Source organism: Ruegeria sp. AH3, assembly GCF_056536265.1.
The window spans coordinates 706,990-729,581 of sequence record NZ_JBQFJL010000001.1; the positions used below are offsets into that span (position 1 = coordinate 706,990).

24 protein-coding genes are annotated in these 22,592 nt (G+C 57.7%); 10 read left to right on the forward strand and 14 right to left on the reverse strand.

The window, feature by feature from the left end; all coding sequences use genetic code 11:
• Positions 1–27 precede the first annotated feature (27 nt).
• The 3 genes from ACR3EM_RS03440 to ACR3EM_RS03450 are packed head-to-tail and all read left to right on the forward strand — an operon-like array spanning position 28 to position 1,491.
• Positions 28–801: a heme ABC transporter permease gene (locus ACR3EM_RS03440; RefSeq protein WP_480469420.1), complete on the forward strand. Its 774-nt coding sequence runs from the start codon at positions 28–30 to the stop codon at positions 799–801.
• Positions 798–956, forward strand: a complete 159-nt coding sequence (ccmD, locus tag ACR3EM_RS03445) for a heme exporter protein CcmD (RefSeq protein WP_480469421.1) — start codon at positions 798–800, stop codon at positions 954–956. The genes ACR3EM_RS03440 and ccmD overlap by 4 nt, the downstream gene beginning before the upstream one ends.
• Positions 949–1,491: a DsbE family thiol:disulfide interchange protein gene (locus ACR3EM_RS03450; RefSeq protein ID WP_480469422.1), complete on the forward strand. Its 543-nt coding sequence runs from the start codon at positions 949–951 to the stop codon at positions 1,489–1,491. The genes ccmD and ACR3EM_RS03450 overlap by 8 nt, the downstream gene beginning before the upstream one ends.
• Here ACR3EM_RS03450 and ACR3EM_RS03455 read toward each other — a convergent pair.
• From ACR3EM_RS03455 to acnA, 3 genes are all read right to left on the reverse strand, one after another.
• Positions 1,486–2,187 carry an SDR family NAD(P)-dependent oxidoreductase gene (locus ACR3EM_RS03455; RefSeq protein WP_480469423.1) on the reverse strand — a complete coding sequence of 234 codons (702 nt, stop codon included), beginning with the start codon at positions 2,185–2,187 and terminating at the stop codon, positions 1,486–1,488. The two genes, ACR3EM_RS03450 and ACR3EM_RS03455, sit on opposite strands and share 6 nt — an antisense overlap.
• A 127-nt stretch (positions 2,188–2,314) precedes the next feature.
• Positions 2,315–3,817 (reverse strand): BCCT family transporter, encoded by a 1,503-nt coding sequence (locus tag ACR3EM_RS03460; RefSeq protein WP_480469424.1) that lies wholly within the window; start codon positions 3,815–3,817, stop codon positions 2,315–2,317.
• A gap of 119 nt (positions 3,818–3,936) precedes the next feature.
• A complete protein-coding gene (gene acnA, locus ACR3EM_RS03465; RefSeq protein WP_480469425.1) occupies positions 3,937–6,627 on the reverse strand; it encodes an aconitate hydratase AcnA in 2,691 nt (896 codons plus the stop codon).
• A 226-nt stretch (positions 6,628–6,853) separates the two neighbouring features.
• Between acnA and ACR3EM_RS03470 the strand changes: the two genes are divergently transcribed.
• Entirely contained in the window at positions 6,854–7,555 is a 702-nt protein-coding gene (locus tag ACR3EM_RS03470; RefSeq protein ID WP_480469426.1) for a DUF1223 domain-containing protein, read from the forward strand.
• Here the strand turns inward: ACR3EM_RS03470 and ACR3EM_RS03475 are convergent, their stop codons facing one another.
• The 5 genes from ACR3EM_RS03475 to purB form a co-directional block, all read right to left on the reverse strand.
• The gene (locus ACR3EM_RS03475; RefSeq protein ID WP_480471887.1) at positions 7,556–8,479 is read right to left on the reverse strand and encodes a lysophospholipid acyltransferase family protein; all 924 of its coding nucleotides are present in this window, start codon (positions 8,477–8,479) and stop codon (positions 7,556–7,558) included.
• 72 nt (positions 8,480–8,551) lie between these two features.
• Positions 8,552–9,646: a flagellar motor switch protein FliG gene (locus tag ACR3EM_RS03480; RefSeq protein ID WP_480469427.1), complete on the reverse strand. Its 1,095-nt coding sequence runs from the start codon at positions 9,644–9,646 to the stop codon at positions 8,552–8,554.
• 66 nt (positions 9,647–9,712) lie between these two features.
• Positions 9,713–10,255: a tetratricopeptide repeat protein gene (locus ACR3EM_RS03485; RefSeq protein WP_480469428.1), complete on the reverse strand. Its 543-nt coding sequence runs from the start codon at positions 10,253–10,255 to the stop codon at positions 9,713–9,715.
• A gap of 104 nt (positions 10,256–10,359) precedes the next feature.
• On the reverse strand, positions 10,360–10,512 hold the full coding sequence (locus tag ACR3EM_RS03490; RefSeq protein WP_480469429.1) for a chitin-binding domain-containing protein: 153 nt from the start codon (positions 10,510–10,512) through the stop codon (positions 10,360–10,362).
• A 114-nt stretch (positions 10,513–10,626) separates the two neighbouring features.
• Positions 10,627–11,931 carry an adenylosuccinate lyase gene (gene purB / locus ACR3EM_RS03495; RefSeq protein WP_480469430.1) on the reverse strand — a complete coding sequence of 435 codons (1,305 nt, stop codon included), beginning with the start codon at positions 11,929–11,931 and terminating at the stop codon, positions 10,627–10,629.
• A gap of 88 nt (positions 11,932–12,019) precedes the next feature.
• Here purB and ACR3EM_RS03500 point away from each other — a divergent pair, with 88 nt between their 5' ends.
• The 5 genes from ACR3EM_RS03500 (at position 12,020) to ACR3EM_RS03520 (ending at position 14,484) form a co-directional block, all read left to right on the forward strand.
• Positions 12,020–12,352: a hypothetical protein gene (locus ACR3EM_RS03500; RefSeq protein ID WP_480469431.1), complete on the forward strand. Its 333-nt coding sequence runs from the start codon at positions 12,020–12,022 to the stop codon at positions 12,350–12,352.
• Positions 12,349–12,771, forward strand: a complete 423-nt coding sequence (locus tag ACR3EM_RS03505) for a DUF6314 family protein (RefSeq protein WP_480469432.1) — start codon at positions 12,349–12,351, stop codon at positions 12,769–12,771. The genes ACR3EM_RS03500 and ACR3EM_RS03505 overlap by 4 nt, the downstream gene beginning before the upstream one ends.
• Before the next feature lie 76 nt (positions 12,772–12,847).
• Positions 12,848–13,435 carry a biotin transporter BioY gene (locus tag ACR3EM_RS03510; RefSeq protein ID WP_480469433.1) on the forward strand — a complete coding sequence of 196 codons (588 nt, stop codon included), beginning with the start codon at positions 12,848–12,850 and terminating at the stop codon, positions 13,433–13,435.
• Positions 13,436–13,576: 141 nt separating this feature from the next.
• On the forward strand, positions 13,577–14,131 hold the full coding sequence (locus tag ACR3EM_RS03515; protein ID WP_480469434.1) for a hypothetical protein: 555 nt from the start codon (positions 13,577–13,579) through the stop codon (positions 14,129–14,131).
• Between the two features lie 11 nt (positions 14,132–14,142).
• Positions 14,143–14,484 (forward strand): hypothetical protein, encoded by a 342-nt coding sequence (locus ACR3EM_RS03520; RefSeq protein ID WP_480469435.1) that lies wholly within the window; start codon positions 14,143–14,145, stop codon positions 14,482–14,484.
• Positions 14,485–14,533: 49 nt separating this feature from the next.
• Here the strand turns inward: ACR3EM_RS03520 and ACR3EM_RS03525 are convergent, their stop codons facing one another.
• Both ACR3EM_RS03525 and dddP read right to left on the reverse strand, forming a co-directional pair.
• Positions 14,534–15,748, reverse strand: a complete 1,215-nt coding sequence (locus tag ACR3EM_RS03525) for a bifunctional alpha/beta hydrolase/OsmC family protein (RefSeq protein WP_480469436.1) — start codon at positions 15,746–15,748, stop codon at positions 14,534–14,536.
• A gap of 451 nt (positions 15,749–16,199) precedes the next feature.
• Positions 16,200–17,543 carry a dimethylsulfonioproprionate lyase DddP gene (gene dddP, locus ACR3EM_RS03530; protein WP_480469437.1) on the reverse strand — a complete coding sequence of 448 codons (1,344 nt, stop codon included), beginning with the start codon at positions 17,541–17,543 and terminating at the stop codon, positions 16,200–16,202.
• Between the two features lie 125 nt (positions 17,544–17,668).
• Here dddP and ACR3EM_RS03535 point away from each other — a divergent pair, with 125 nt between their 5' ends.
• Positions 17,669–18,412, forward strand: a complete 744-nt coding sequence (locus ACR3EM_RS03535; RefSeq protein ID WP_480469438.1) for a heme-dependent oxidative N-demethylase family protein — start codon at positions 17,669–17,671, stop codon at positions 18,410–18,412.
• Positions 18,413–18,448: 36 nt separating this feature from the next.
• Here ACR3EM_RS03535 and ACR3EM_RS03540 read toward each other — a convergent pair whose 3' ends face one another.
• The 4 genes from ACR3EM_RS03540 to glnA form a co-directional block, all read right to left on the reverse strand.
• Positions 18,449–19,357 (reverse strand): hypothetical protein, encoded by a 909-nt coding sequence (locus tag ACR3EM_RS03540; protein ID WP_480469439.1) that lies wholly within the window; start codon positions 19,355–19,357, stop codon positions 18,449–18,451.
• A 197-nt stretch (positions 19,358–19,554) separates the two neighbouring features.
• Positions 19,555–20,346, reverse strand: a complete 792-nt coding sequence (locus ACR3EM_RS03545; protein ID WP_480469440.1) for a lytic murein transglycosylase — start codon at positions 20,344–20,346, stop codon at positions 19,555–19,557.
• A gap of 60 nt (positions 20,347–20,406) precedes the next feature.
• Positions 20,407–21,054, reverse strand: a complete 648-nt coding sequence (locus tag ACR3EM_RS03550) for an MSMEG_1061 family FMN-dependent PPOX-type flavoprotein (RefSeq protein WP_480469441.1) — start codon at positions 21,052–21,054, stop codon at positions 20,407–20,409.
• A 122-nt stretch (positions 21,055–21,176) separates the two neighbouring features.
• On the reverse strand, positions 21,177–22,583 hold the full coding sequence (glnA, locus tag ACR3EM_RS03555; RefSeq protein WP_480469442.1) for a type I glutamate--ammonia ligase: 1,407 nt from the start codon (positions 22,581–22,583) through the stop codon (positions 21,177–21,179).
• Between the last annotated feature and the right edge of the window lie 9 nt (positions 22,584–22,592).

The window sequence follows — 22,592 nt, forward strand, 5'->3', positions numbered from 1 at the left end:
CATACCGACTTGGACTAGATAGGGCTCATGACAATCGCAGCCAAAGCCAACGCCCTCTGGGAATACGCCAATCCGCGCAAGTTTCTTGCAACGAGCGAGCGCATCCTGCCGTTTTTCTGGATAACCTCGGCTGTCTGCCTGGTCTTGGGGCTGGTCTGGGGGTTCTTTTTCACACCGGATGACTACAAGCAGGGATCGACCGTCAAGATCATCTATCTGCATGTGCCCGCCGCGCTGATGGCAATCAACTGCTGGCTGATGATGTTGGCGACTTCGCTGGTCTGGCTGGTCCGTCGCCATCATGTAAGTGCACTGGCCGCGCGTGCCGCTGCACCGATCGGCATCATTATGACTCTGATCGCTCTGGCCACCGGCGCGATCTGGGGTCAGCCCATGTGGGGAACGTGGTGGGCCTGGGATCCGCGCCTGACTTCGTTCCTGATCCTGTTCTTGTTTTATCTGGGCTATGTTGCCTTGTGGGAAGCGATCGAAGACCCCGATACTGCCGCCGACCTGACCTCGGTCCTTTGCCTTGTGGGATCGGTCTTTGCGCTCCTCAGCCGCTACGCGGTGAACTTCTGGAATCAGGGGCTGCATCAGGGCGCCTCGGTCATGCGGGCCGGGGCGATTACCGGAACGGATACCGAAGAGAAGGTCAGCAATATCTACTTCTATCCGCTGCTGCTTTGCATCATCGGCTTCGTGCTGCTGTTCATCGCGCTGGTCTTCTATCGCACGGGTACTGAAATCCGAGCCCGTCGGACCAAGGCGCTGCTGGCACGGGAAAGGATTAACGGATGATCCCCGATCTTGGTAAATATGCCGACACAGTCTTGTGGTCCTATGTCGTGTCAATCGGGCTTCTGATCGCGTTGGTGGGTTTCAGCGTGGTCCGGGGCCGCAAGGTACGGGCCGAGATGGAAAAGGTCGAACAAAGGATGTCGCGCAATGGCTAAGATTTCGCCCCTGATGATCGCGCCTCCGCTGATTTTCGGAGCCTTCGCTGTACTCGCTGGCATCGGCATGTTCCGCGACGATCCCAACGCGCTGCCGTCAGCGCGCGAGGGCCAGCCCGCACCGCCCGTCGTGTTGACCGAGTTCGCGGGCAAACCGGGTTTCGATGACGCCACTCTGCGCGATGGTGAGGTCAAGCTGGTCAACTACTGGGCCAGCTGGTGTGCGCCCTGCCGCGTCGAACATCCCAACCTGCAGGCACTGTCGGACGAGGGCATTCCGGTCTATGGCATCAACTACAAAGACAAGCAGGACAATGCCGAGGCTTTTCTGACCGAGCTGGGGGATCCCTATGCTGGGATCGGGCGGGATGAACAGGGCCGTATGGGGCTGGATTGGGGCGTCTATGGCGTGCCTGAAACCTATGTGATCGACGGTGAGGGCACGATCATCCTACGCTTTGCAGGGCCGATTACGCAGCGGGTGATCGATAGCACGATCCGTCCCGCGCTTGAGAAGGCGGCAGGCGGATCATAACCGGTAACCTCCGGTCGCAGCCAGCACCTCTCCGGTGACGAAGGACGCGGCGTCGGAGGCCAGAAATCTGACCACTTTGGCGATATCTTCGGGCCTACCAGCCCGACCCAATGCCGTATCTTTGACGAATAACTCCGTCAGTTCTTTTGACCGGGGCGCTTCGGGAATGTTGATAGCTCCGGGAGCTACCGCATTCACGCGTATCCCTTGTGGCCCGAGCTCCTTGGCCATGGCGCGGGTCCACAGGTTCAGTGCGGCCTTGCTGGCCCCATAGGTTACCGCATCCCGCGGCGGCAGAACGGCGTTCATTGAAGAAATGCTGATGATCGAGGCATCGCGTTTCAGATGCGGCAGCGCGGCTGTCAGCAATGCAGCAGGGGCCAGCAGATTCAGATCCAGAATGGCGCGATGGTCTTCTGCCTGAAACTCCTCTTTCGGCGTAGATTTCACGAGACCGGCGTTGTTGACGATCACATCAAGCCGACCGAACTGCTCCATCACCTGAGCGATCACTTTCGCAGGTTGATCGGGCGCAGACAGATCGGACCGTATGGCCAGATTTTCCCCGCCCAAAAGCTCAGGTGCTGGTTTGCTTGACAGCCACGTAAAAGCAACACGGTGATCGCGGCTGAAATCCTCGACAATTGCACGCCCTATTCCGCGTGCGCCGCCTGTTATCAATGCAACTTTTTCCATCGTTGCAGAAAATCGTCATAGCGCCGAAGTTTCAATGACGAATATGCGCAGCTATTTGCGGATCAAAATCCAGATCATTGCACCGATGAATGCAAATGTGATCAGGTTCATCAGGGTATCTGTCAGATCACCGATCAGCATGGTTCTGGCCCTCCTCCCGTAACCCTCGGAACAGGCAGACCATCAGCAGGACTGAGATGAACACAAAGGGTAACGCTCCGAGTGAGATCAGGATTTTCACCGAATTCACCGACCCGGACAGGATCATCGCCACGCTCAACAGACCCAGCAATGCGCCCCAGATCAGGCGCACGCGCGGGGGTGGGTTTTCGTCCCCTTCGGTCGAGAATGTACCCAGAACAAAAGCCGCGCTTACGACGCTGGTCACGATGAACAGAAACGCTGCTGCTACGGTTGCCAGCGTCGTGATCAACGACAGGGGCAGACGGTCGAGCAGGGCGAAGGTCACCCGTTCAATGTTCGTTTGCGTGTAGGCCAACAGCTCTCCCGCGCCGTTGAGGGCCTCGAACAGGCCGATGCCGCCAAAGGCGCCAAACCAGAAGATCGAGAACAGCGTGGGTGCGAAAAGCACCCCGATCACGAATTCTCGTATGGTTCGACCGCGTGAGATCCGCGCAACGAACACGCCCACAAATGGCCCCCAGGCGATCCACCAGACCATGTAGGTAAGGGTCCAGTCGCTGAACCATTTGGCGACGTCATCGCCGAAGAATGTGAAGGTCTGAAAACCGCGTGGGATGACATTGGTGATGTAGTCGCCAAACCCCTGAACCACTGTATTCAGAAGGTATTCGGTCGGACCGAGGATCACCGTGTAGGAAACCAAACAGATTGCGATCAGCATGGCAGCATTGGACAAACGCGCCATGCCCTGACCCAGATCGATCAGCAACGCCGGGATATAGGCTGCGACCATGGCTAGAAAGACGAGGCCGATCAAAAGGGCTCCGACCGTTTCCTGACCGCCCAGAACCGCGATCCCGTCTGCCACCTGAAACACGCCCATTGCCATCGAGCCACCGACACCGATGGCAATGGCAACTATGGCCATGAAATCCGACAGCCACCCGACACGCTCGGCCCAGCGTTCACCGGGAAACAGGCTTTTGATCGGAGCGCTGACCATCATGCCCGTCCCGCGCCGAAAGCTGAAATAGGCGATAGTCAGCGCGGTCGAGCCGTAAATGGCCCATGCGTGCAGGCCCCAGTGGAAATTCGTTGCCAACATCGCCTGCTGCGCGGCGACATAGTCGGGGGCCATGCCCGAGATAAAATTGAAATGAGTCAGCGGCTCGGCGACCGCCCAGAACAGCAGACCAACGCCCATTCCGGCGGAAAACAGCATTGAAATCCATGTGGCGGTTGAGAATTCAGGCTCTTCATCATCTCGGCCGAGGCGGATCTTTCCATACGGAGAAAATGCCAGAACCAGGCACCCGATCAACATGCCCGAGGCGGCGAGCATCACAAACCAGCCGCGACTGTGGAAAGTTTGTTGCACGATACCATTGGCCCAGGTCACCAAACTCTGGATGTCGATGACACCCCAGATCCCGATCACAGCAATAACGCTGAGCGAGCAGATCAGCAGGGCGTTGGGTTTTTTCATGGCGGATGGCGTCCGTAGGTGACCTCTCTTCACAGTTTCAGATTTTTGAATTAATGGCCAGAAAACAAAAAACCCCCGACGCTAGGCCAGGGGTTCGGATTTGATATGACGCAGTTGCGTTACGATGCTTTTGCGAGGTTACGCAGCACGTACTGCAGCACGCCGCCGTTTTCGATGTACTCGATCTCGGGCGCGGTATCGATACGGCATTTCAGGGTGATCGTCTTCTCGGTGCCGTCGCCATAAACGATGGTGCAGGGAACTTCCTGCAGCGGCTCAACCGAGTCCAACCCGTGGATCGATACGGTCTCATCACCTTTCAAACCCAGCGACTTGCGTGTGTCTCCGCCAGTGAACTCGAACGGGATGACGCCCATGCCAACCAGGTTCGAGCGGTGGATACGCTCAAAGCTTTCGGCGATCACGGCCTTGACGCCCAGCAGCGCAGTGCCTTTGGCCGCCCAGTCACGCGAGGAACCTGCACCGTACTGTTCGCCGCCAAAGACGACCAACGGAGTCCCTTGTGCCTGATAGGCCATCGACGCCTCATAGACCGAAGTCTGCGCGCCATCGGGGCCTTTGGTGTAGCCGCCTTCAACGCCGTCCAGCATCTCGTTCTTGACGCGGATATTGGCGAAGGTGCCGCGCATCATGATCTCGTGGTTGCCACGGCGCGAGCCATACGAGTTGAACTCCCGCGGTTGAACCTGACGATCTGTGAGATACTTACCGGCAGGTGTGGTCGTCGCGAACGAACCAGCGGGCGAGATGTGGTCAGTGGTGATCATGTCACCCAGGATCAGCAGAACCTTGGCACCCTCGATGTTCGAGATCGTGCCCGGTTCGGCGCCCATGCCCTGGAAATAGGGTGGGTTCTGAATGTAGGTCGATGTTGCAGGCCAGTCATAGGTCTCCTGCTGCGGAACATCGACACCCTGCCATTTTTCGTCACCTTTGAAGACGTCGGCATATTTCGACTGGAATGCCTCGCGGGTCACGGTCTGTTCGACCAGCTCGGCGACTTCCTGTGCTGTCGGCCAGATGTCTTTCATGTAGACATCGTTACCGTCCTTGTCCTGACCGATCGGTTCCGAAGTCAGGTCAATGTCCAGCGTACCGGCCAGCGCATAGACCACGACCAGCGGCGGCGAGGCCAGATAGTTGGCGCGCACATCCGGCGAGATGCGGCCTTCGAAATTCCGGTTGCCCGACAGAACAGAAGTGGCAACCAGATCGCCTTCGGCAATCGCTTCCGAGATCTCTTGCTGGATCGGACCCGAGTTACCGATACAGGTGGTGCAGCCATAACCCACGAGGTTGAAGCCGATCTTGTCCAGATCTTCCTGCAGATCCGCCGCCTCAAGATAGGCAGACACAACCTGCGATCCCGGTGCCAGCGAGGTTTTGACCCAAGGCTTGCGGTTCAGACCCAAAGCGGCGGCTTTGCGCGCCACCAGACCCGCGCCGATCATCACATATGGGTTCGATGTGTTGGTGCACGAGGTGATCGAAGCGATTACGACCTTGCCCGATTCCATTGTGTAGTCTTCGCCTTTGACGGCGACTTCTTTGCCCATGGGACGCTTGAAAGTCTCCTCCATTTCCTTGGTGAAAGCGGCCTTGGCGTCGGTCAGCGCAACATAGTCCTGCGGGCGTTTCGGGCCCGAGATCGCGGGGACAATGGTGCCCATGTCCAGCGACAGGGTGTCGGTGTAGATCGGCGCATAGTCCGCGCCGCGCCAGAAGCCGTTCTCTTTCGCATAGGCTTCGACCAACGCGATACGGTCTTCATCACGACCGGTGTTGCGCAGGTAACGCAGCGTTTCGTTGTCGATCGGGAAGAAACCACAGGTCGCGCCATATTCCGGGGCCATGTTGGCAATGGTCGCACGGTCGGCCAGCGGCAGACGGTCCAGACCTTCGCCGTAGAATTCGACGAATTTACCGACCACGCCCTTTTCGCGCAGCATCTCGACGACCTTCAACACGAGATCTGTGCCGGTGGTGCCTTCGACCATCGCGCCAGTCAGCTCAAAACCAATAACTTCCGGGATCAGCATCGAGATCGGCTGACCAAGCATCGCCGCCTCGGCCTCGATCCCGCCGACGCCCCAACCCAGAACGGCCATGCCGTTAACCATGGTGGTGTGGCTGTCGGTGCCGACCAGCGTATCGGGGTAGGCGACCTCTTCACCGCTCTGGTCGGTGTCGGTCCAGATGGTCTGGGCCAGATATTCCAGGTTCACCTGGTGGCAGATACCGGTGCCGGGGGGCACAACGCGGAAGTTGTTGAACGCGTTCTGGCCCCATTTCAGGAACTGGTAGCGTTCCATGTTGCGCTCATATTCGCGGTCCACATTCATCTGGAATGCGCGCGGGTTGCCGAACTCGTCGATCATGACCGAGTGGTCGATGACCAGATCAACTGGGTTCAGCGGGTTGATTTTCTGCGCGTCGCCGCCCAGACCCTTGATGCCGTCGCGCATCGCGGCCAAATCGACCACGGCAGGCACGCCGGTAAAATCCTGCATCAGAACGCGGGCAGGGCGGTATGCAATCTCGCGCGGGTTTTTACCGCCATTCGCGCCCCATTCGCCGAAGGCTTTGATATCGTCGACCGAGACCGAAAAACCGTCATCCTCGAACCGCAGCATGTTCTCCAGCACCACTTTCAGCGCGGCCGGAAGTTTCGAGAAATCGCCCAGACCGGCCTCTTGCGCGGCGGGGATCGAGTAATAGGAAATGGACTTGCCATTCACGCTCAGGCTGCGGCGTGTCTTGGCGGTATCCTGTCCGACTTTGATGGGCATCTTATGGCCTCCCTCTCAAATGACGTGGAATATGGGATTCGCTGAGGGGTATCTGCATGACGTTTGCTTTCGGTTCAAGGTCCAACAGGCCACCTGCGGCAATTTTTGTATACCATTGCACACATTTTCGCGAAATTTTGCCAAAATAGTCTCAAGAAACCTTGATTGGTGGTTCAGGTGATTCCGGTTTAGACCTTTAATAAGACTACTCAGACCGAGAGATTTCATGCTCAGAACAGCCGCCCTGACCGCGATTGCCTCATTCTTCCTTACGACCGCAGCCGTGGCGGAAGCCGATCCGGTGGTGGTTGAGTTGTTTACGTCGCAGGGCTGCTCTTCCTGCCCGCCGGCGGATCGGATCATGCAGGAACTGGCGCAGCGCGATGACGTCATCGGGCTGGCCTTGCATGTGGATTATTGGGATTACATCGGCTGGAAAGACGAATATGCCAGCCCCGCGCATACGGAACGTCAGCGGGCTTACGCGCGTGAGGGCGGGCGAACCATGATCTATACACCGCAGATGGTGGTGAATGGACAGCAGGATGTTGTGGGTGCCAAAGCAGGTGAGTTGAATCGTTTGATCAACGCCCACCTGACGGCGGCGCCCGAGGCTGAAGTGAGCGCGACACGTACAGGCGAAGATGTGGTGGTGGACGTTACCCCGGTCGAGCTTCCCGCTGGCCAGACCTATGAGGTGCGCGTCGTGCAGTATTCTCCGATGCGCCATGCCTCGATCCGACGCGGTGAGCTGGCAGGGTATGAACTGGACTACGCCAATGTGGTGGAAAACTGGCAGATCGCCGGGCACTGGGATGGCGTGGCACCGCAGGAATTCAAGGTGTCGCTCGCATCTGACTTGCCTGCGGTCGTGTTGATCCAACGCGCGGGTCATGGGCCAATCGTCGCTGCAACGCGTGTGAAGTGATCAGGGCATATCCTGAGGTTGCACCCCAAGTTTCTTCCACGCCTTCCAGCGGCGGTGAATCCAGAACCATTGCCCCATGTGCTGCCGCACCATCGCTTCCAGGTCATCATTGGTAAACTGGGTCATGGTCTTGGGATCGGTATGGGGCACCGGATCGTGCAACACGATCTCAAAATCAATGCCATTGGGTTGGCGCACCGCATAGCAGGGGATCAGCACCGCCTTGTATTTGATCGCCAACTCAGCATTCAGGACCGAAGTCACGGCGGGTTTGCCAAAGAAAGTCAGCTCTTCACCGCCATGGGCATGGAGGTCTGACACAATCGCGATGATGCCGCCTTTCTTCAGCGAGCGGACCATCTCGACCATGCCGCGACGGCCTTGTTCGAACATGGGCGCGCCAGTCTGATAGAAAGCATCCACATACATCTCGTTGAAATAGGGGTTGGCCATGCGGCGATAGAGGCAGCCGATCGGCTGGCCGCTGCGCGCTTGCAGTGCGACACGTGCCGCTAGGTAATGCCCGAAATGCGCGGTGATCATCATCACTGGACGCCCTTCGGCAACAGCCTTGTCAAAAGCCTCAACACCCGGCCCCGAGATCTTGGCCTTGCTTTGGCGGTCGATGAATCCATCGGCCGAGAAATGCTCCATGATCGCCCGCCCGGCATTGTCAGGCACCGCCCGGCAGATGCGTTTGACCTCATTCTCGGGCAGTTCAGGGCAGGTGAGTTTCAGGTTGCGCCGCACACGTGTGCGGAAGCCCACCAAGGGTGCAAGCCAGCTGGTCAAGGCCCCCATCGCGCCAATGCGTCGTTCATAGGGCAGCATACGCATGCCGCCAATCACCCCTTTCAGGAACAGGTTGGCGACATAGTATTTTCCAAGCTCAAATCGGCTCAGTTCCGACTTTTCGACGGGCATGGGGAAGGGCACCTGGGCGTTGTGAATTGCGCGATCAGACATACAGGCCCCGTTCTTTGATCACAAGTGGGGCTAGGCGTCCTCCTCCTCAGTCTCGATCTGAGTAATGGCACCTTCGTCCAGTAAGGCGCGGATGGCGGCAACGATCTGTGTCATCGCCTCTTCCGCTTCGGCTTGTTTGACCTTTCCGCGATCTGCCATCTCTTCGCGCAGATTGTCGGCCATCCGAGAAGATATATTGGACAGGATAAACTCAACCGCCGCCGCGTCGTCTTCGGTGCTTGCGCCTGCAAAGGCGGTCACAAGGACGGGCTGTTCCACCATGCGCAGGATTGCGGGTATATCGCGCGGCTGAATACGCTTGGGAATATGAGCAAATATGAAGATCGATTGCCGAACTACACTGGCAAAATCTGCATCCTCTTCGTCCAGCGCCGACAGCAAACCGTCGCGTGTGGACGCCGCCGACTGATTGAGGATCGCGCCAACCCGCGCGCCGGGGCCATCGCGAAAGGCCGGGGTGGGGCGCTGGTCCAGTTGCGCGGCCAGAGACCACCCGATGCGTTCCACCGCTTCCGGCGTCACGTTCGCGGTTTTCGAAACCGCATATGTGATCCGGCGTGCCGTTGGGCCGGGCAGGTGACCGAGGATCTGTGCTGCCGTGGCAGTTTCAAGCTTTGACAGCATCACCGCTGCCACCTCGGTGCTTTCCGCCTTGGCCATTTCGGCCAGCTCTTCCGGGGGCACCTCGCGCAAGCGTTGCCATGGATCGCCAACCTGTCGCACTCCGGCCACTTTGCGGAGCCGCGCGGCGGTTGCCGGAGCAATCTTGCCATTCACCGCGTCCAAAGCCCCGGCCAATCCATGCGGAAAGGACAGGCCAACGCCATCCAGCGCATCCACGAATTCCTGCGCTACGGCGGCCAGTGTTACTCGATCAACAAGGCACATCTGCCCCAATTGATGGGTCAGTTTCTCCTGCAATGGATCGGGTAGTTCTTCAAGCGGGATGTCGGCACCTTCGTTCAGGAGCAACCGAACCACAACCGCCGCTTTTTCCCGGTTGCTGAGCTGGCGGGGCACGATCCGATCTGCCCCATCATCCTGATCGGAGAGCGTGGGTTGAGCACCCGGTGCCCTTTGTACCAATGCGTGTGTGTCCTGCATCTGCCTGCAATGCCAAGTTCGCGTTGCAGGCAGAATAAGGAGAGTCGGGTAAAGAAACCCTGAAGCTTAGTAGCTGTAGGTCAGCCCGGTGCGAATGGCTTCGCGCAAGGAGGCTTCGGCCCAGGTGCCTTCACCGCCGCGTGCCTTGATCTCGCGCCATTGTGCAATGGCCAGCTCGGTCTTGCCTTCGGCGACAAAGCCCTGAGCCATGTAGCTGCGGGCCAGGATGTTGTCGGGGTTAGCATCGATGGCCTTCTGATAGAAGGCATTGGCCAGTTCCAATTCACCCATCTTGCGGTAGGTAAATCCCCAATAGGTCTGAACCCGGTCATCCTCCTGATCCATGATGCGGAGAATGCCCTGAGCGTTTTCATATTGCCCGTCATAGGCCAACTCGCGCACCGCATCATACAATTGATCTTCGGTAAAGTTGGTTCTGTTGGGTTTTACACAACGTCCAGCCGCCTCGTCATATACGCGGCCAAACAGGCATTTCTTGGTGGTGTTGGTCGGTTTGGGAGGGCTGCTGTCACCGCCGCCTGCGGCGTGAACCATGGGGGCAAAGGCAAATGCCTGAAATGCAATTGCGGATGCAAGGACTAAGCGCATAATTTGTCTCCGTTCTCGGGGCTGCTTCTTGAAATCATAGTGCGTTCTTCAGAAAAGCTAACACCGGACGGGTCGCATTTATTCACAAACAGGAAAGAACGTCTTCAGCTGTTCACGATTTTTGTGCAGCTTTGCGCTTCCTGATCCCAGACCGAGCCTTCGGCGCAGGATTGGGTTTGTTTGGTAGAGTTACTGCATGCAATGCCAGCAGAGGCCAAGCAAACAAGGGCGATGGTGCAAAGAGCGGTTCGGATCATGATCTGTCCCTTTCGCAGAGATTATCACCGTATCATAACCGATTTTCGTGCATTCGTAAAAAGGCCCGACCTGCGTTTGAGCAGGCCGGGCCATATTTTCGGGGTTTTGCGCGTTTATTCGCCGAAGACCCGTTCAAAAATCGTGTCGACATGCTTGGTGTGATAGCCGAGGTCGAATTTCTCTTCGATTTCCTCGGGGCTCAGCGCGGCGGTGACATCGGGGTCAGCCAGCAATTCTTCTTTGAAATCGGTGCGATGTTCCCAAACCTTCAGCGCGTTGCGCTGAACCATGGCATAGGCGTCTTCCCGGCTGACCCCCGCCTGTGTCAGCGCCAGCAGGACCCGTTGGCTCATCACAAGACCGGGGAACTTGTTCATGTTCTCCAGCATGTTCTCGGGGAAGATCAGCATCTTGTCGATTACGCCGGTCAAACGGGCCAGCGCAAAATCCAGCGTAATCGTGGAGTCCGGCCCGATCATCCGTTCGACCGACGAATGCGAGATATCGCGTTCGTGCCAGAGCGCCACGTTCTCCATCGCTGGGATCACGGCCGCACGCACCATACGCGCTAGGCCGGTCAGGTTCTCGGTCAGTACCGGATTTTTCTTGTGTGGCATGGCTGACGAGCCTTTTTGGCCCATCGAGAAGAATTCCGCCCCTTCCAGCACCTCGGTCCGCTGCATGTGGCGGATTTCGATGGCAATGTTCTCGATGCTGCTGGCGATCACGCCCAGCGTGGCAAAGAACGCCGCGTGGCGGTCACGCGGGATGACCTGCGTGCTGATCGGCTCGGGGACCAGCCCCAACTTGTCGCAGACATGCTCTTCGACGTGCGGATCGATATTCGCGAAGGTGCCAACTGCGCCGCTGATCGCTCCGGTGGCGATTTCAGCGCGGGCATCGCGCATGCGCGACAGGTTGCGGTCCATCTCGGCATAGAAACGGGCAAAGGTCAGGCCCATCGTGGTCGGCTCGGCGTGGATGCCGTGGCTGCGGCCAATACGGACGGTGTTCTTATGTTCGATGGCGCGACGCTTGAGAGCAGCCAGTAGACCTTCGAGATCGGTAATCAGGATGTCCGCAGCGCGGGTCAGCTGCACGTTGAAGCAGGTGTCCAGAACGTCCGAACTGGTCATGCCCTGATGCACAAAACGGGCTTCTTCACTGCCCACATGCTCGGCCAGATGGGTCAGGAAAGCGATGACATCGTGTTTGGTGACGGCCTCGATCTCGTCGATGCGGGCGACGTCAAATTCCACGTCCTTGGCTTTCCACACCGCCTCGGCGTTTTTGCGCGGGATCACGCCCAGATCGGCCATAGCATCGCAGGCATGGGCCTCGATCTCATACCAGATGCGGAATTTGGCCTCGGGCGACCAGATAGCGACCATGTCAGGGCGGGAATAGCGGGGAATCATTGGCGGCAGCACCTTTTTGTGATTGGGATGAGGCGTTGGCGCGGGGTTTAGCCGCGTGCGCACGAGGGAACAAGATGCGAGTGCCGGGATGAGACGGTTTGCCCTGATTTTGTTGCTCTGGCCGGGTATATTGGCGGCGGAAGAGTTTCGCGCGCTCACGGGCGATGAGATATTGCGGGCGTTGACTGACAGAAAGCTCGAGTATGGCGCAGGTATCTGGCAAATCTTCGAGGGTTCCATGCAATCCCGGTATTTCTCGGGTCGTCCAAGTACGGGGCGCTGGGCTGTACGTGGGGATCAATATTGTTCGATCTGGCCACCATCCGAGCTTTGGGCCTGTTATGACGTCCACCAACGCGGCGATACGATCCGGTTTGTCGACAAATCGGGCGGGATAACCGATGGAACCTATATCGAATGACCTTGCCTGCATCTCTTTCTGACTTCGAAGGACGCTGGAGCCTTGATCGGCTGATCCGGGACGACCGGGCAGGGCAACTGGTTCACGCCGATGGAAACGCCGTTTTTCGGCGCGAAGGGGGTGCATTGCTTTACGATGAGACCGTCACGCTGCGCATTCCTGACCAACCTGAAATGACAGGCACGCGCCGTTACCTGTGGCGCGAAGCAGGCGACCAGATAGCGGTCCATTTCGATGATGATCGCTATTTTCATGCTCTGAAACTGGGGCAAGACCGGGCCGAGGACCACCACGATTGCCCGCCCGACAGCTATGATGCATTATATGATTTCTCAGGGTGGCCGCACTGGAAAGTTCGTTGGAGCGTGTCCGGACCGCGAAAATCCTATGAAATGGAGACCAAATATACGCGGCGATAGCGTAATCATCTTGCAGTACAGGCCCGGAATCTGCATTGCTGCATGCGCAAAGAGATCCGCAAGTGGAGAGAACAAAATGAATGCGAACGTATTGGCCAATGCGATTGGCCCGCGCGAGGGGACAGCGCTGCGCGTCAAACAGGTTGTACTGGTTGCTCTGGGCATCGTTGCTCTGGCGGTCGCTGCAAAGGTCAAAGTACCGATGTGGCCGGTTCCGATCACCATGGGCACCTTTGCCGTGCTGACCATCGGCACCGCTTATGGCGCGCGCCTGGGCCTGATCACCATGCTGGGTTACCTGCTGGTTGGCGCGCTGGGCTTTGATGTGTTCGCCGGTTCGTCGGCCGAGAAATTCGGTCTGACATACATGATGGGTGGCACGGGCGGCTATCTGGTCGGTTATGTTCTGGCGACATTGGCTTTGGGTGCTCTGGCCGCGCGCGGCTGGGACCGTTCGGTTGGCAAGCTGGCGCTGGCACTGGTTCTGGCGAACGTGCTGATCTATGTGCCCGGCCTGCTGTGGCTGGGTCAGCTTTATGGCTGGGACAAGCCGATCCTGGAATGGGGGCTCACACCCTTCCTGGTGGGTGACGCGATCAAGCTGGCTCTGGCCGCACTGTTGATCCCGGCTGTTTGGAAACTGGTCGGCGACGCCCGCACCTGATCCTACGCCTTTTGAAAAGATCCAAACCCGCGTCCGAGTGCTTCGGACGCGGGTTTTTTATTGCGCCGACAACGTCATGCTGGACAAGAGCGGGCAGGGCGGTTCAATCTGAGCCCTGAGAAATCATTAGGCTATTGAGATATGCGTATTCGATTAAAGTCAGCGCTCGCGCTGTGTGGCGCGTTGTGGTTCGCAGGCGCTGCACTGGCTGAAACTCCGGTAACGTATACTGATGATGGGCGAGCACTATTCCGCTTTAATGTACCCGATTTCTGGGCCGTTCGAACCGGTGGTCCGCGCGAGATCGAAGACACCGAACTGGGTGATGCCCGTGCCGTTGCACGGGTTATGGGGATCAAGCCGGTCACGGATGATAACGTCTGGATGGGCTTCGTCTCACCCGCCGGAGTATCCGATATTCAGGGTGGCATCCGCTATCTGGACGATATCGACAAGTTTCTGGTCAACGACCCAACGGTTACCAGCACCAGCGATTCTCGTATAGGCGGACTTCCTGCTCGGGTGATCCGGGGCTCTGGTTCGCGTGAGGGACGCGGAGTGAATTTCACCGCGACGATCATTGATCTGCCGCAGGGCCGTGTCGCAGTAGCGGTGGCGATCCTGCGAGATGGGGCCGATCCGGCTTATGTGGACGATCTGAACGACATCTTCTCGTCCTTCCGGTCATTGCAGTGACGGAGGTTCGGATGACACGCAAACTTATCAAACGATCCGCTCTGGCTCTGGGCCTCGGCTTGTCGACCCTTTCCCTTTCGGCCTGCGACGGCGTCACAATTGGCGTTGGGTACGGGTATGACCCGTTTTATGACTCGATGCTGTGGAACGACTATTATCATAATCGTGACGTGAATGTTGACGTGGACATCAATCGGCCTGAGCGGCCCGATCGCCCAAAGCCGCCTGTTTCAAAACCTCCGCAGCGGCCAAAGCCTCCGATCGCCAAACCGCCTGCGCGTCCGCGCCCGCCCGTGGCGCGCCCTCCGGTGGCCAGGCCTCCGATCCACCGCCCGTCACCACGGAGGCGTTAATCCGAAAGGAACTGCACCAACAGCGCCTTGATGGCTGATGCACAAGGCGTTAGTCGAGCAATTCGGTCGTGATCCGTGCTGATCCTTCCAGGGTCCGGTGGACAGGGCATTTGTCCGCGATCTCCATCAGCTTGGCTTTCTGATCGGCGTCAAGCGGCCCCTCAAGCCGGATCTTGCGGCGGAACAGATCAACCTTGCCCTCACTGGCAAGCCCCGCGTCCTGAGCATGCACCTTGTTGTGACAGACATCGACGGTAATCCCGGTCAGCGGCCAGCGCTTGCGGCGCGCATACATGCGGATCGTCATCGAGGTGCAGGCCCCGAGGCCAGAAGATACAAAACCATAGGGCGACATGCCGCGATCCGTGCCACCATAAGAGGCCGGCTCGTCTGCCACAGCGTGATGACGCGGTCCGGATTGAATATCCTGCAGAAATCCTGACGGATCAGCCTCAGTCACGCGCACGACGCCCTCTGGCGCGCCGGGTGGAGGCGCAGGCGGGCAAAGTTTGACGTAGCGAGATACCCAGGCCGCAATTACGTCGGCCGCATAATCGGCATCCTCTGCGCGGGTGATCAGGTGGTCAGCATCGTCGAGGGTTACAAAGCTTTTCGGATGTTTTGCCGCCAGAAAAATGGTGCTGGCATTGTCGATGCTGACCGTCTCATCCCGCGGGGCATGCAGGATCAGCAGGGCCGCTTTCAGCTCGGCAATGGCCGGTGACAATGCGGTTTGTGAAATGTCGTCCACGAACGCCTTGCCGATACGGAAAGGCCGCCCACCCAGAGACACTTCGGCGCTGCCTTCCGCTTCAATCTCGGGCAGGGCAGCTTCAAAATGGTGCGAGACATGGCCGGGATCGGCGGGCGCACCCAGTGTGACCACTGCCTTGACCGAAGGGATGCCAGCGCGGGCACGCAGCACGGCGGCCCCGCCAAGTGAATGGCCGATCAGCAGTGCAGGGGCCATATCGCGCCCCGCGAGATACTGTGCCGCCGCGATCAGGTCTTCAACGTTTGAGGTGAAAGTGGTGTTCGCGAACTCTCCGCCCGAATGGCCGAGCCCGGTAAAGTCAAATCGCAGTACAGCAATGCCCATTGCGGCCAGGCGAGCAGAAATACGTCGCGCCGCCGGGATGTCCTTGGAGCAGGTGAAACAATGCGCAAACAGCGCCGTTGCCAGCACGGGCCCATCCGGCAGATCGAGGCGCGCGGCCAATTGACTGCCGTCGTGACCGGCAAAGGTGATGCGTTCGGTGGGCATGGGTGTTCCTTGGTGTTGGGATCACACCAATACTGTGTGCTGCGGGCGGTTCGCTCAACCCTTATGTCAGAAGCGTCACGGTAAGGTGAGGATTTGACACCAAAACCTGCGTCGGATCGTGTGCCCGTCGTGTCTCATGAAAACTGGACATTCATCATGATCAGTGATGATAAATCAAATAAACATTCATTTTACTAATGTATGTGGGGCGCCTAACTCTTAGCCATCACTGGTTCAAATATCGGAGGCTAAAATGGCACATGCACCCATAGTCACACCAAGACCAACTGTGCGGCCCGGAGTATTGTTTGTAATCCTCCTGACAGGCGCAATCGGCTTTGCCCTCGGGCAGAACTGGCCGCTTTTCGAATCTCAGCAAACCGTCGTGTCCGCACCAGAAGACTGGCACGGTAATGTCAAACGTTCAGATTGGGGACGGGATCGTTAACCTCTACTCCAGTCCCATAAGCTGTGCGTCGAACGGGTATTTGGTCAGATTCTCATAACCATCCTCGGTGATCAGGACCTGATCTTCCAGCTTGATCGAGAAATCCCCGCCAACTTCGCCCACGGCGGCTTCGACGCACAGCACCATGCCCGGTTCGAGCGGGTAGTCGTATGCACCCTCGACCGCTTTGTCCGGATAGGCGACAAGGGGCCATTCATCACACAAGCCGACCCCATGCATCAGACAACCGTATTTCTGAGCCTGGAACTTGTCGTCCAAACGATGCGCATTTGCGGTCAGTTCCGGGATCATGACACCGGGCTTCAGCATCTCCATATTGGTCATGATGTGTTCATGCGCGTGCTGCATCGCATAGATCATGTCTGCACGGGGCTTTTGATCGCCGATCCACCACGTGCGCGAGATATCGACGCAAATTCCGTAGGACCCGATCAGGTCGGTATCAAAGGCGATGATCTCATTCTGGCGTGTGATCCGCGGACCGCATTCCTGAAACCAGGGATTAGTACGCTGGCCCGAGGCCAGTAGACGGGTCTCGATCCATTCGCCGCCGCGCCGGATGTTTTCTGCGTGCAGGACGGCCCAGATATCATCTTCGGATGTCTTTCCATCGCCCACATTGGCACGCGCAAACCGTTCCATCTCCGCAACGGCAGTCTCACAGGCATGACTGGCGCAGCGCATGGCGAGGATCTCGTCCGACCCTTTCACTGCGCGGGTCTTTTCGGTGAGTTCTTCACCCTCCATGACCTCAAACCCCTGTGCCTCAAGCGCGCGCAAACCGTGCAGCATGATCTTGTCCACGCCCAGCCGTTTGTTGGCGCCGCCATGTTCCTCGATCAGCACCCGCACCTCGTTCGAGAATACATCAGCGGCAATGTCGATCTTGTCGCCGCGATCAAAATAGAACAGGTCCGCACCCGAGCGCTGCTCACGCACGAGCGGGTTGAATTTCGACAGGAACGGGGAGTTCTTGTAGTCCCAGATCACCATATATCCGTCAGCGCACACGAGCACCGCCCGGAACGGGTTATGAGTGTTCCACAACTGCATATTGGTGCTGTCGGTTGCGTAGCGGATGTTGAGCGGATCAAACAGCAAAACACCGCCCCAACCGCGATCCACAATCCCCTGGGTTAGCCGTTTCCAGCGATACTCGCGCATGCGTTCTAGGTTTGGCAGGCTTAACCCGGCCGCAGCCCATTCATCAAACGCCAACTGGGTCGGCCCGATCTCGATCCGGTCGTTGTCGTTGGGGGTTCCATCCCCAAGGGTGGCGCCTTTGGTCGGGTCAATCTTGCGGGTATCGCGATATGGGCTGTTCACGGGGCGGGCCTCTCTGTTGGTCTGGTCACACTGCAAAGCAAGTTTCACCTCGTCTTTAAGGTTTGCGACTGAAAGCGGGTCGCTTTTTGACCGACAGGGTTGGCAAGGGATGTTATGCCTCTGACATGACAGCGATTTTGCAACGAGACATCCCTTACGACCCTCTGGCTCCGAATCCGTTACCCGGCATACGCCCGGCTGATCCCGACCACTGGCTGCTGCGGGATGATGCCTTTGCGGGTCAGATGCAGCGGCGCGGAGCGCTTCTGGCAGAGCACAAGGCGGATGTTCTGGCGCAAAGCCCCGAGGCATTGGCCCCGGCACAAGAGTTGCTCGATCTTGTATTGCGGCAGACCTATCCTGGCTCTGCCGAACAGGTATGCCGCCCCGATGGCGTGCAGATCACGATAGACAGATCAAAGCCGTTGGAAATACTTTGCCAATTGGTGCAGGAGGATTTCTGTATCCTGCAGAAACAGGGTGACGAGCATGTCTTGACCGGAGCCATCCTGTGCTTTCCCGCAAGCTGGACGCTGTCCGAGAAATTCATGCACCCGTTGATTGCGATTCATGGGGAGGTTGACGCATACGACGCGAATATCGCCAGGCGGGTGCAGCGGTTATTCGATGGCATTCAAGTGGGTCGTCCCCTCTGGCGGTTCAATACGCTGTGGTATCACGATGCCGAGCTGTTTCAGCCTCGCAGCAATCAAGAGCCGCGCAGGATCCGGGATCGCGACAGGGCCCGATATCTGCGCAGCGAGCGTCAGACCCTGCTGCGTCTGCCGCAAACGCAGGCGGTCGTCTTCTCGATCCATACATATGTTTTGTTGGCTGACCGCTTCCTGAAAATGGAAAACCCCGCCTGATGGCGGGGCTTCCAAGGAGGGTCTTCGGTAATTCTGTTAGATGCCCAAGGCGGTTGCGACCTCGGCGAAGGCGTTGGTGGAGTGCAACCCGAAAATTGCCATCGTAAAGGCCAGTACCTGCGTATTAAGGCGGAAGTCTTCACCCCGGATCAGGTTCACGGCGGCCAGGGAAATCGCGATCGGCGCCGAGACACTGGCGACGGCACCTGTCATGCCCCAACTGGTGAGCCTTAGAATATCGTTGGGTTTCTCCGTTTCATCGACAGAAGCAGGAGAAACCTGCACAGTGACTGGCGCCTCGGGTTCAGTGCGGAATGCGATGCTGAGCAGTTGCTCATCGCTCAGCTGGATGGGACGGGGTTTGGTGGTTCTGGGTTCGTCCATCACGTCATCAGGATCAGGCAGATCAAGTCCGGCAAACCGCCCGCTGATGGAGTCGAAAATCTGCTTTCGATCCCGGGGCTTGCGCGGTGCGATGGAATCAAATGCCCCAAGAAACTGTTCGATCGTCAGAACTGTCTTGGGGGACAACCACTCGACACGCTGGGTCGAACAGATGTCGACCATGCGATAGAGGATGACGACAAGCATAAGTTCGGAAATCTCGCTGTCATCCAGAAGGGCAGATACCGGGCAAATCGTGATCGTCAGCCTGTTGTTCGGCAATGATACGACGGGTCGTTTCAGTGTCTTCAGCCCGGCAGCGCGATCCATGCGTTCGTGACGCGAATGCTCGGCCTCGACGGGCGCTGAATCCAACGTGAGACGCACGAGATACTGGCTGGTGACAATACTGGCCTCAGAGGTGCTCAGCAGGGTCTTGCGCTCGACCAGATGCCCATAGTCTTCAAGCGTAGTCTTCACGACATCACAAAAGCGCTCAAGCGCGCCATCTGTGGTGCCGTTGAATTGCAGACCACCATGATACATGTGCTTTGCGGTCACAGCTTGTTCCTTTGCCGTAATATTCCTCACGACAGATTAACCGCGGATGTAGGGCAAATTTTGACGAAACGGGAGAAAAGTCAGATTTTTCCGGAATTGATTACGCTTTGGAAACCAAGAAACTAAGGGGGTGCCTTAATGTCTGTGGCAAGAATGTGGCTGAAATCAGGTTCGGCGATGTCGGCCGTCGGGCAGGCTCAGTTATCGATTCGCCACGCCATAATTGCGATGGATTGCTGGTAGACCGAGGCCGCATTCCACTGCTTGATGACTGCAAAATTCGACTCGCCCGGTTGATAGCCCTTACCGGGTTTCCACCCTTTCTTACGAAGAAAATTTGCGGTCGAGGCCAGGGCATCGGTCATGTTGTAGAAGTCGACCTGACGGTCTCCGGTGGCGTCGACACCATAGGTTAAGGCATTGCCCGGCAGGAACTGTGTATGACCCAACTCGCCATGTTTTGCCCCTTTTGTCGCCATCGTGATACTACCCTGATCCACCAGTTTGAGTGCACCGATGGCATGAGGGATAAAGAATTCGGATCGGCGACAATCATAGGCCAGAGTGGTGATTGCTGACACAACCGGACTATCGCCCATAAAGCCACCGAACCCGGTTTCCATGCCGTGGATGGCGATCAGGATGCCCGCCGGCACGCCGTATTGATTCTCTAGCGCTGCGTAGAATTGCGGGTTGCGGGCTTTGCGTTTACGCCCCTGCGCGATGATCGTGTTTGCGCCACGCACCTGCATGAACTTGTCCAATGAATACTTGAAGCTTTTCTGGTTGCGGTCGGCCGCGATCGTTCTTGTCTGGTACTGGGTTTGGGCCAGCGCTTGCAGGCCTTTCTTTTTGACGCCTGCGCGTTTGGCCTGTTTCGCGAAATCCTGTTTCCAGGCTTCGAAGCCAGCGCTGGTGTTGCCACACGTGGCCGAGAAGGCAAGTCCGGGTGTGATCAGTGCGAGAGTCAGTAGAAGCGGGCGAAGCATAAGACCTATCCGTTTGGGTAAATTGAAAGTGCAGAACGCGTTGACCGCCGGTGCAACGAGTTAATAGAGATCCAGTTCTCCAGCCGCTTTCAGGCTTTCAAACCATTCGTCCGGCGTTTGTTTGATCTTGGCATGCTTGACCATCATTGCGTTCATGTTCGGCAAGTTGGAGGAATCAGGCCAGTTCTCTGGCTGCCAGAGATTTGCGCGGATAACGCATTTGGGGCAATGCGCGAAAACAGTCTCGACATGGACCAAAAGCGCAAGTTTGGGTGCGTGCGCATTCACGGCCATTGATTGCAGCAGGTTGGGATCCGCACATATGCGCGCCGTACCGCGCAGGCGCAGCGTTTCCATTTTGCCGGGAACAAAGAATATCACGCTGACCCTGGGGTCTTGCAGCACATTATGAAACGTATCTACACGTTTGTTCCCGGGCCGGTCCGGAATGGCGATCAGAGAGTCCGACAGTACCTGAACAAACCCGTGCGGATCGCCGCGTGGAGAAATGTCGAGATGCCCCTCCGGGTTGGCAGAGGCGATCAGACAGAACGGAGAGGTTTCGATGAAATCGCGACACATCTGATCCAGTCCGGACAACTCTTTATCGATGATCTGGGGCAGCGGCTGTCCGCAGATGCGCTCCAAGTCTTCGGGCGAAGTTATGAAATCTGAAAATTCGGCAAATCGGGCGTCGCTGGCGGTCATATGCATTCTCCGCAGGGTGCAATGATCCAAGTGTGGAAGATCAGCCGCAATCCGTCAAACCCCGTCGAAAAAAGGGGCGCCCGATGGGCGCCCCTCTGAGAATTTTCGCAGAAAATTCTTAATCAGCAGCTGTAGTACATGCCGTATTCTACAGGGTGCGGAGTGTGCTCGTAGGTTTCGACCTCTTCCATCTTCAGCGCGATGTAGCCGTCGATCTGGTCTTTGGTGAACACGTCGCCCTGCAGCAGGAAGTCGTGATCGGATGCCAGAGCTTCCAGAGCCTCACGCAGCGAGCCGCAAACGGTCGGGATGTCGGCCAGTTCTTCGGCAGGCAGATCGTATAGGTTCTTGTCCATGGCTTCGCCCGGATCGATCTTGTTCTTGATGCCGTCAAGACCGGCCATCAGCAGCGCGGCAAACGCCAGATAGGGGTTTGCGGCCGGATCGGGGAAGCGGGCCTCGACGCGCTTGGCTTTCGGGCTTTCGGTCCACGGAATACGCACGCAGCCTGAACGGTTGCGGGCCGAATAGGCGCGCAAGACGGGGGCTTCGAACCCAGGGATCAGACGCTTGTAGCTGTTGGTCGCCGGGTTGGTGAAGGCATTCAGGGTCTTGGCGTGCTTCAGGATGCCACCGATGAAGTACAGCGCCTCATCCGACAGATCGGCGTATTTGTCGCCAGCGAACAGCGGCTTGCCGTCTTTCCAGATCGACATGTTCACGTGCATGCCAGTGCCGTTGTCACCTGCGATCGGCTTCGGCATGAAGGTGGCCGATTTGCCGTAGGCGTGTGCCACGTTGTGGATGACGTACTTGTACTTCTGCAGCTCGTCCGCCTGCTTGGTCAGGCTGTCAAAGATCAAGCCCAGCTCGTGCTGACAGGACGCAACCTCGTGGTGGTGCTTATCGACCTTCATGCCCAGACGCTTCATGGTCGACAGCATTTCCGAACGCAGGTCCTGGCTTTCGTCGATCGGGTTGACTGGGAAGTAACCGCCTTTGACGCCAGGACGGTGGCCCATGTTGCCCATCTCGTACTCGGTGTCGGTGTTCCACGACGCGTCGGTTGCATCAACTTCGTAAGATACCTTGTTGATGCTGTTCGAGAAACGGACATCATCGAATAGGAAAAACTCAGCTTCGGGCCCCATGTAAGCAACGTCGCCGATACCCGATGCTCTCAGGTATGCCTCGGCCTTCTGAGCAGTTCCGCGCGGGTCACGCTCATAGGCTTCGCCGGTGTCGGGCTCAACAACCGAGCAGTGCACGCAGATGGTTTTTTCCGCGTAGAACGGATCGACATAAGCGCTGTCGGTGTCGACCATCAGCTTCATGTCGGATGCTTCAATCGACTTCCAGCCCGCGATGGACGAACCGTCGAACATGAAGCCTTCTTCCAGAAAGTCTTCGTCAACCTGATCGGCCATCAGGGTGACGTGCTGCAGCTTGCCGCGCGGGTCGGTGAAACGGACATCGACGTATTCGGCGTCTTCGTCCTTGATCAGCTGAAGAACTGCGTCCTTGCTCATTCTTTTGAT

Coding starts and splice junctions, on each gene's coding strand:
- ACR3EM_RS03440 (WP_480469420.1), top strand. CDS start 28: ATGACAATCGCAGCCAAAGCCAACGCCCTCTGGGAATACGCCAATCCG.
- ccmD (WP_480469421.1), top strand. CDS start 798: ATGATCCCCGATCTTGGTAAATATGCCGACACAGTCTTGTGGTCCTAT.
- ACR3EM_RS03450 (WP_480469422.1), top strand. CDS start 949: ATGGCTAAGATTTCGCCCCTGATGATCGCGCCTCCGCTGATTTTCGGA.
- ACR3EM_RS03455 (WP_480469423.1), bottom strand. CDS start 2,187: ATGGAAAAAGTTGCATTGATAACAGGCGGCGCACGCGGAATAGGGCGT.
- ACR3EM_RS03460 (WP_480469424.1), bottom strand. CDS start 3,817: ATGAAAAAACCCAACGCCCTGCTGATCTGCTCGCTCAGCGTTATTGCT.
- acnA (WP_480469425.1), bottom strand. CDS start 6,627: ATGCCCATCAAAGTCGGACAGGATACCGCCAAGACACGCCGCAGCCTG.
- ACR3EM_RS03470 (WP_480469426.1), top strand. CDS start 6,854: ATGCTCAGAACAGCCGCCCTGACCGCGATTGCCTCATTCTTCCTTACG.
- ACR3EM_RS03475 (WP_480471887.1), bottom strand. CDS start 8,479: ATGCCCGTCGAAAAGTCGGAACTGAGCCGATTTGAGCTTGGAAAATAC.
- ACR3EM_RS03480 (WP_480469427.1), bottom strand. CDS start 9,646: ATGCAGGACACACACGCATTGGTACAAAGGGCACCGGGTGCTCAACCC.
- ACR3EM_RS03485 (WP_480469428.1), bottom strand. CDS start 10,255: ATGCGCTTAGTCCTTGCATCCGCAATTGCATTTCAGGCATTTGCCTTT.
- ACR3EM_RS03490 (WP_480469429.1), bottom strand. CDS start 10,512: ATGATCCGAACCGCTCTTTGCACCATCGCCCTTGTTTGCTTGGCCTCT.
- purB (WP_480469430.1), bottom strand. CDS start 11,931: ATGATTCCCCGCTATTCCCGCCCTGACATGGTCGCTATCTGGTCGCCC.
- ACR3EM_RS03500 (WP_480469431.1), top strand. CDS start 12,020: ATGAGACGGTTTGCCCTGATTTTGTTGCTCTGGCCGGGTATATTGGCG.
- ACR3EM_RS03505 (WP_480469432.1), top strand. CDS start 12,349: ATGACCTTGCCTGCATCTCTTTCTGACTTCGAAGGACGCTGGAGCCTT.
- ACR3EM_RS03510 (WP_480469433.1), top strand. CDS start 12,848: ATGAATGCGAACGTATTGGCCAATGCGATTGGCCCGCGCGAGGGGACA.
- ACR3EM_RS03515 (WP_480469434.1), top strand. CDS start 13,577: ATGCGTATTCGATTAAAGTCAGCGCTCGCGCTGTGTGGCGCGTTGTGG.
- ACR3EM_RS03520 (WP_480469435.1), top strand. CDS start 14,143: ATGACACGCAAACTTATCAAACGATCCGCTCTGGCTCTGGGCCTCGGC.
- ACR3EM_RS03525 (WP_480469436.1), bottom strand. CDS start 15,748: ATGCCCACCGAACGCATCACCTTTGCCGGTCACGACGGCAGTCAATTG.
- ACR3EM_RS03535 (WP_480469438.1), top strand. CDS start 17,669: ATGACAGCGATTTTGCAACGAGACATCCCTTACGACCCTCTGGCTCCG.
- ACR3EM_RS03545 (WP_480469440.1), bottom strand. CDS start 20,346: ATGCTTCGCCCGCTTCTACTGACTCTCGCACTGATCACACCCGGACTT.
- ACR3EM_RS03550 (WP_480469441.1), bottom strand. CDS start 21,054: ATGACCGCCAGCGACGCCCGATTTGCCGAATTTTCAGATTTCATAACT.
- glnA (WP_480469442.1), bottom strand. CDS start 22,583: ATGAGCAAGGACGCAGTTCTTCAGCTGATCAAGGACGAAGACGCCGAA.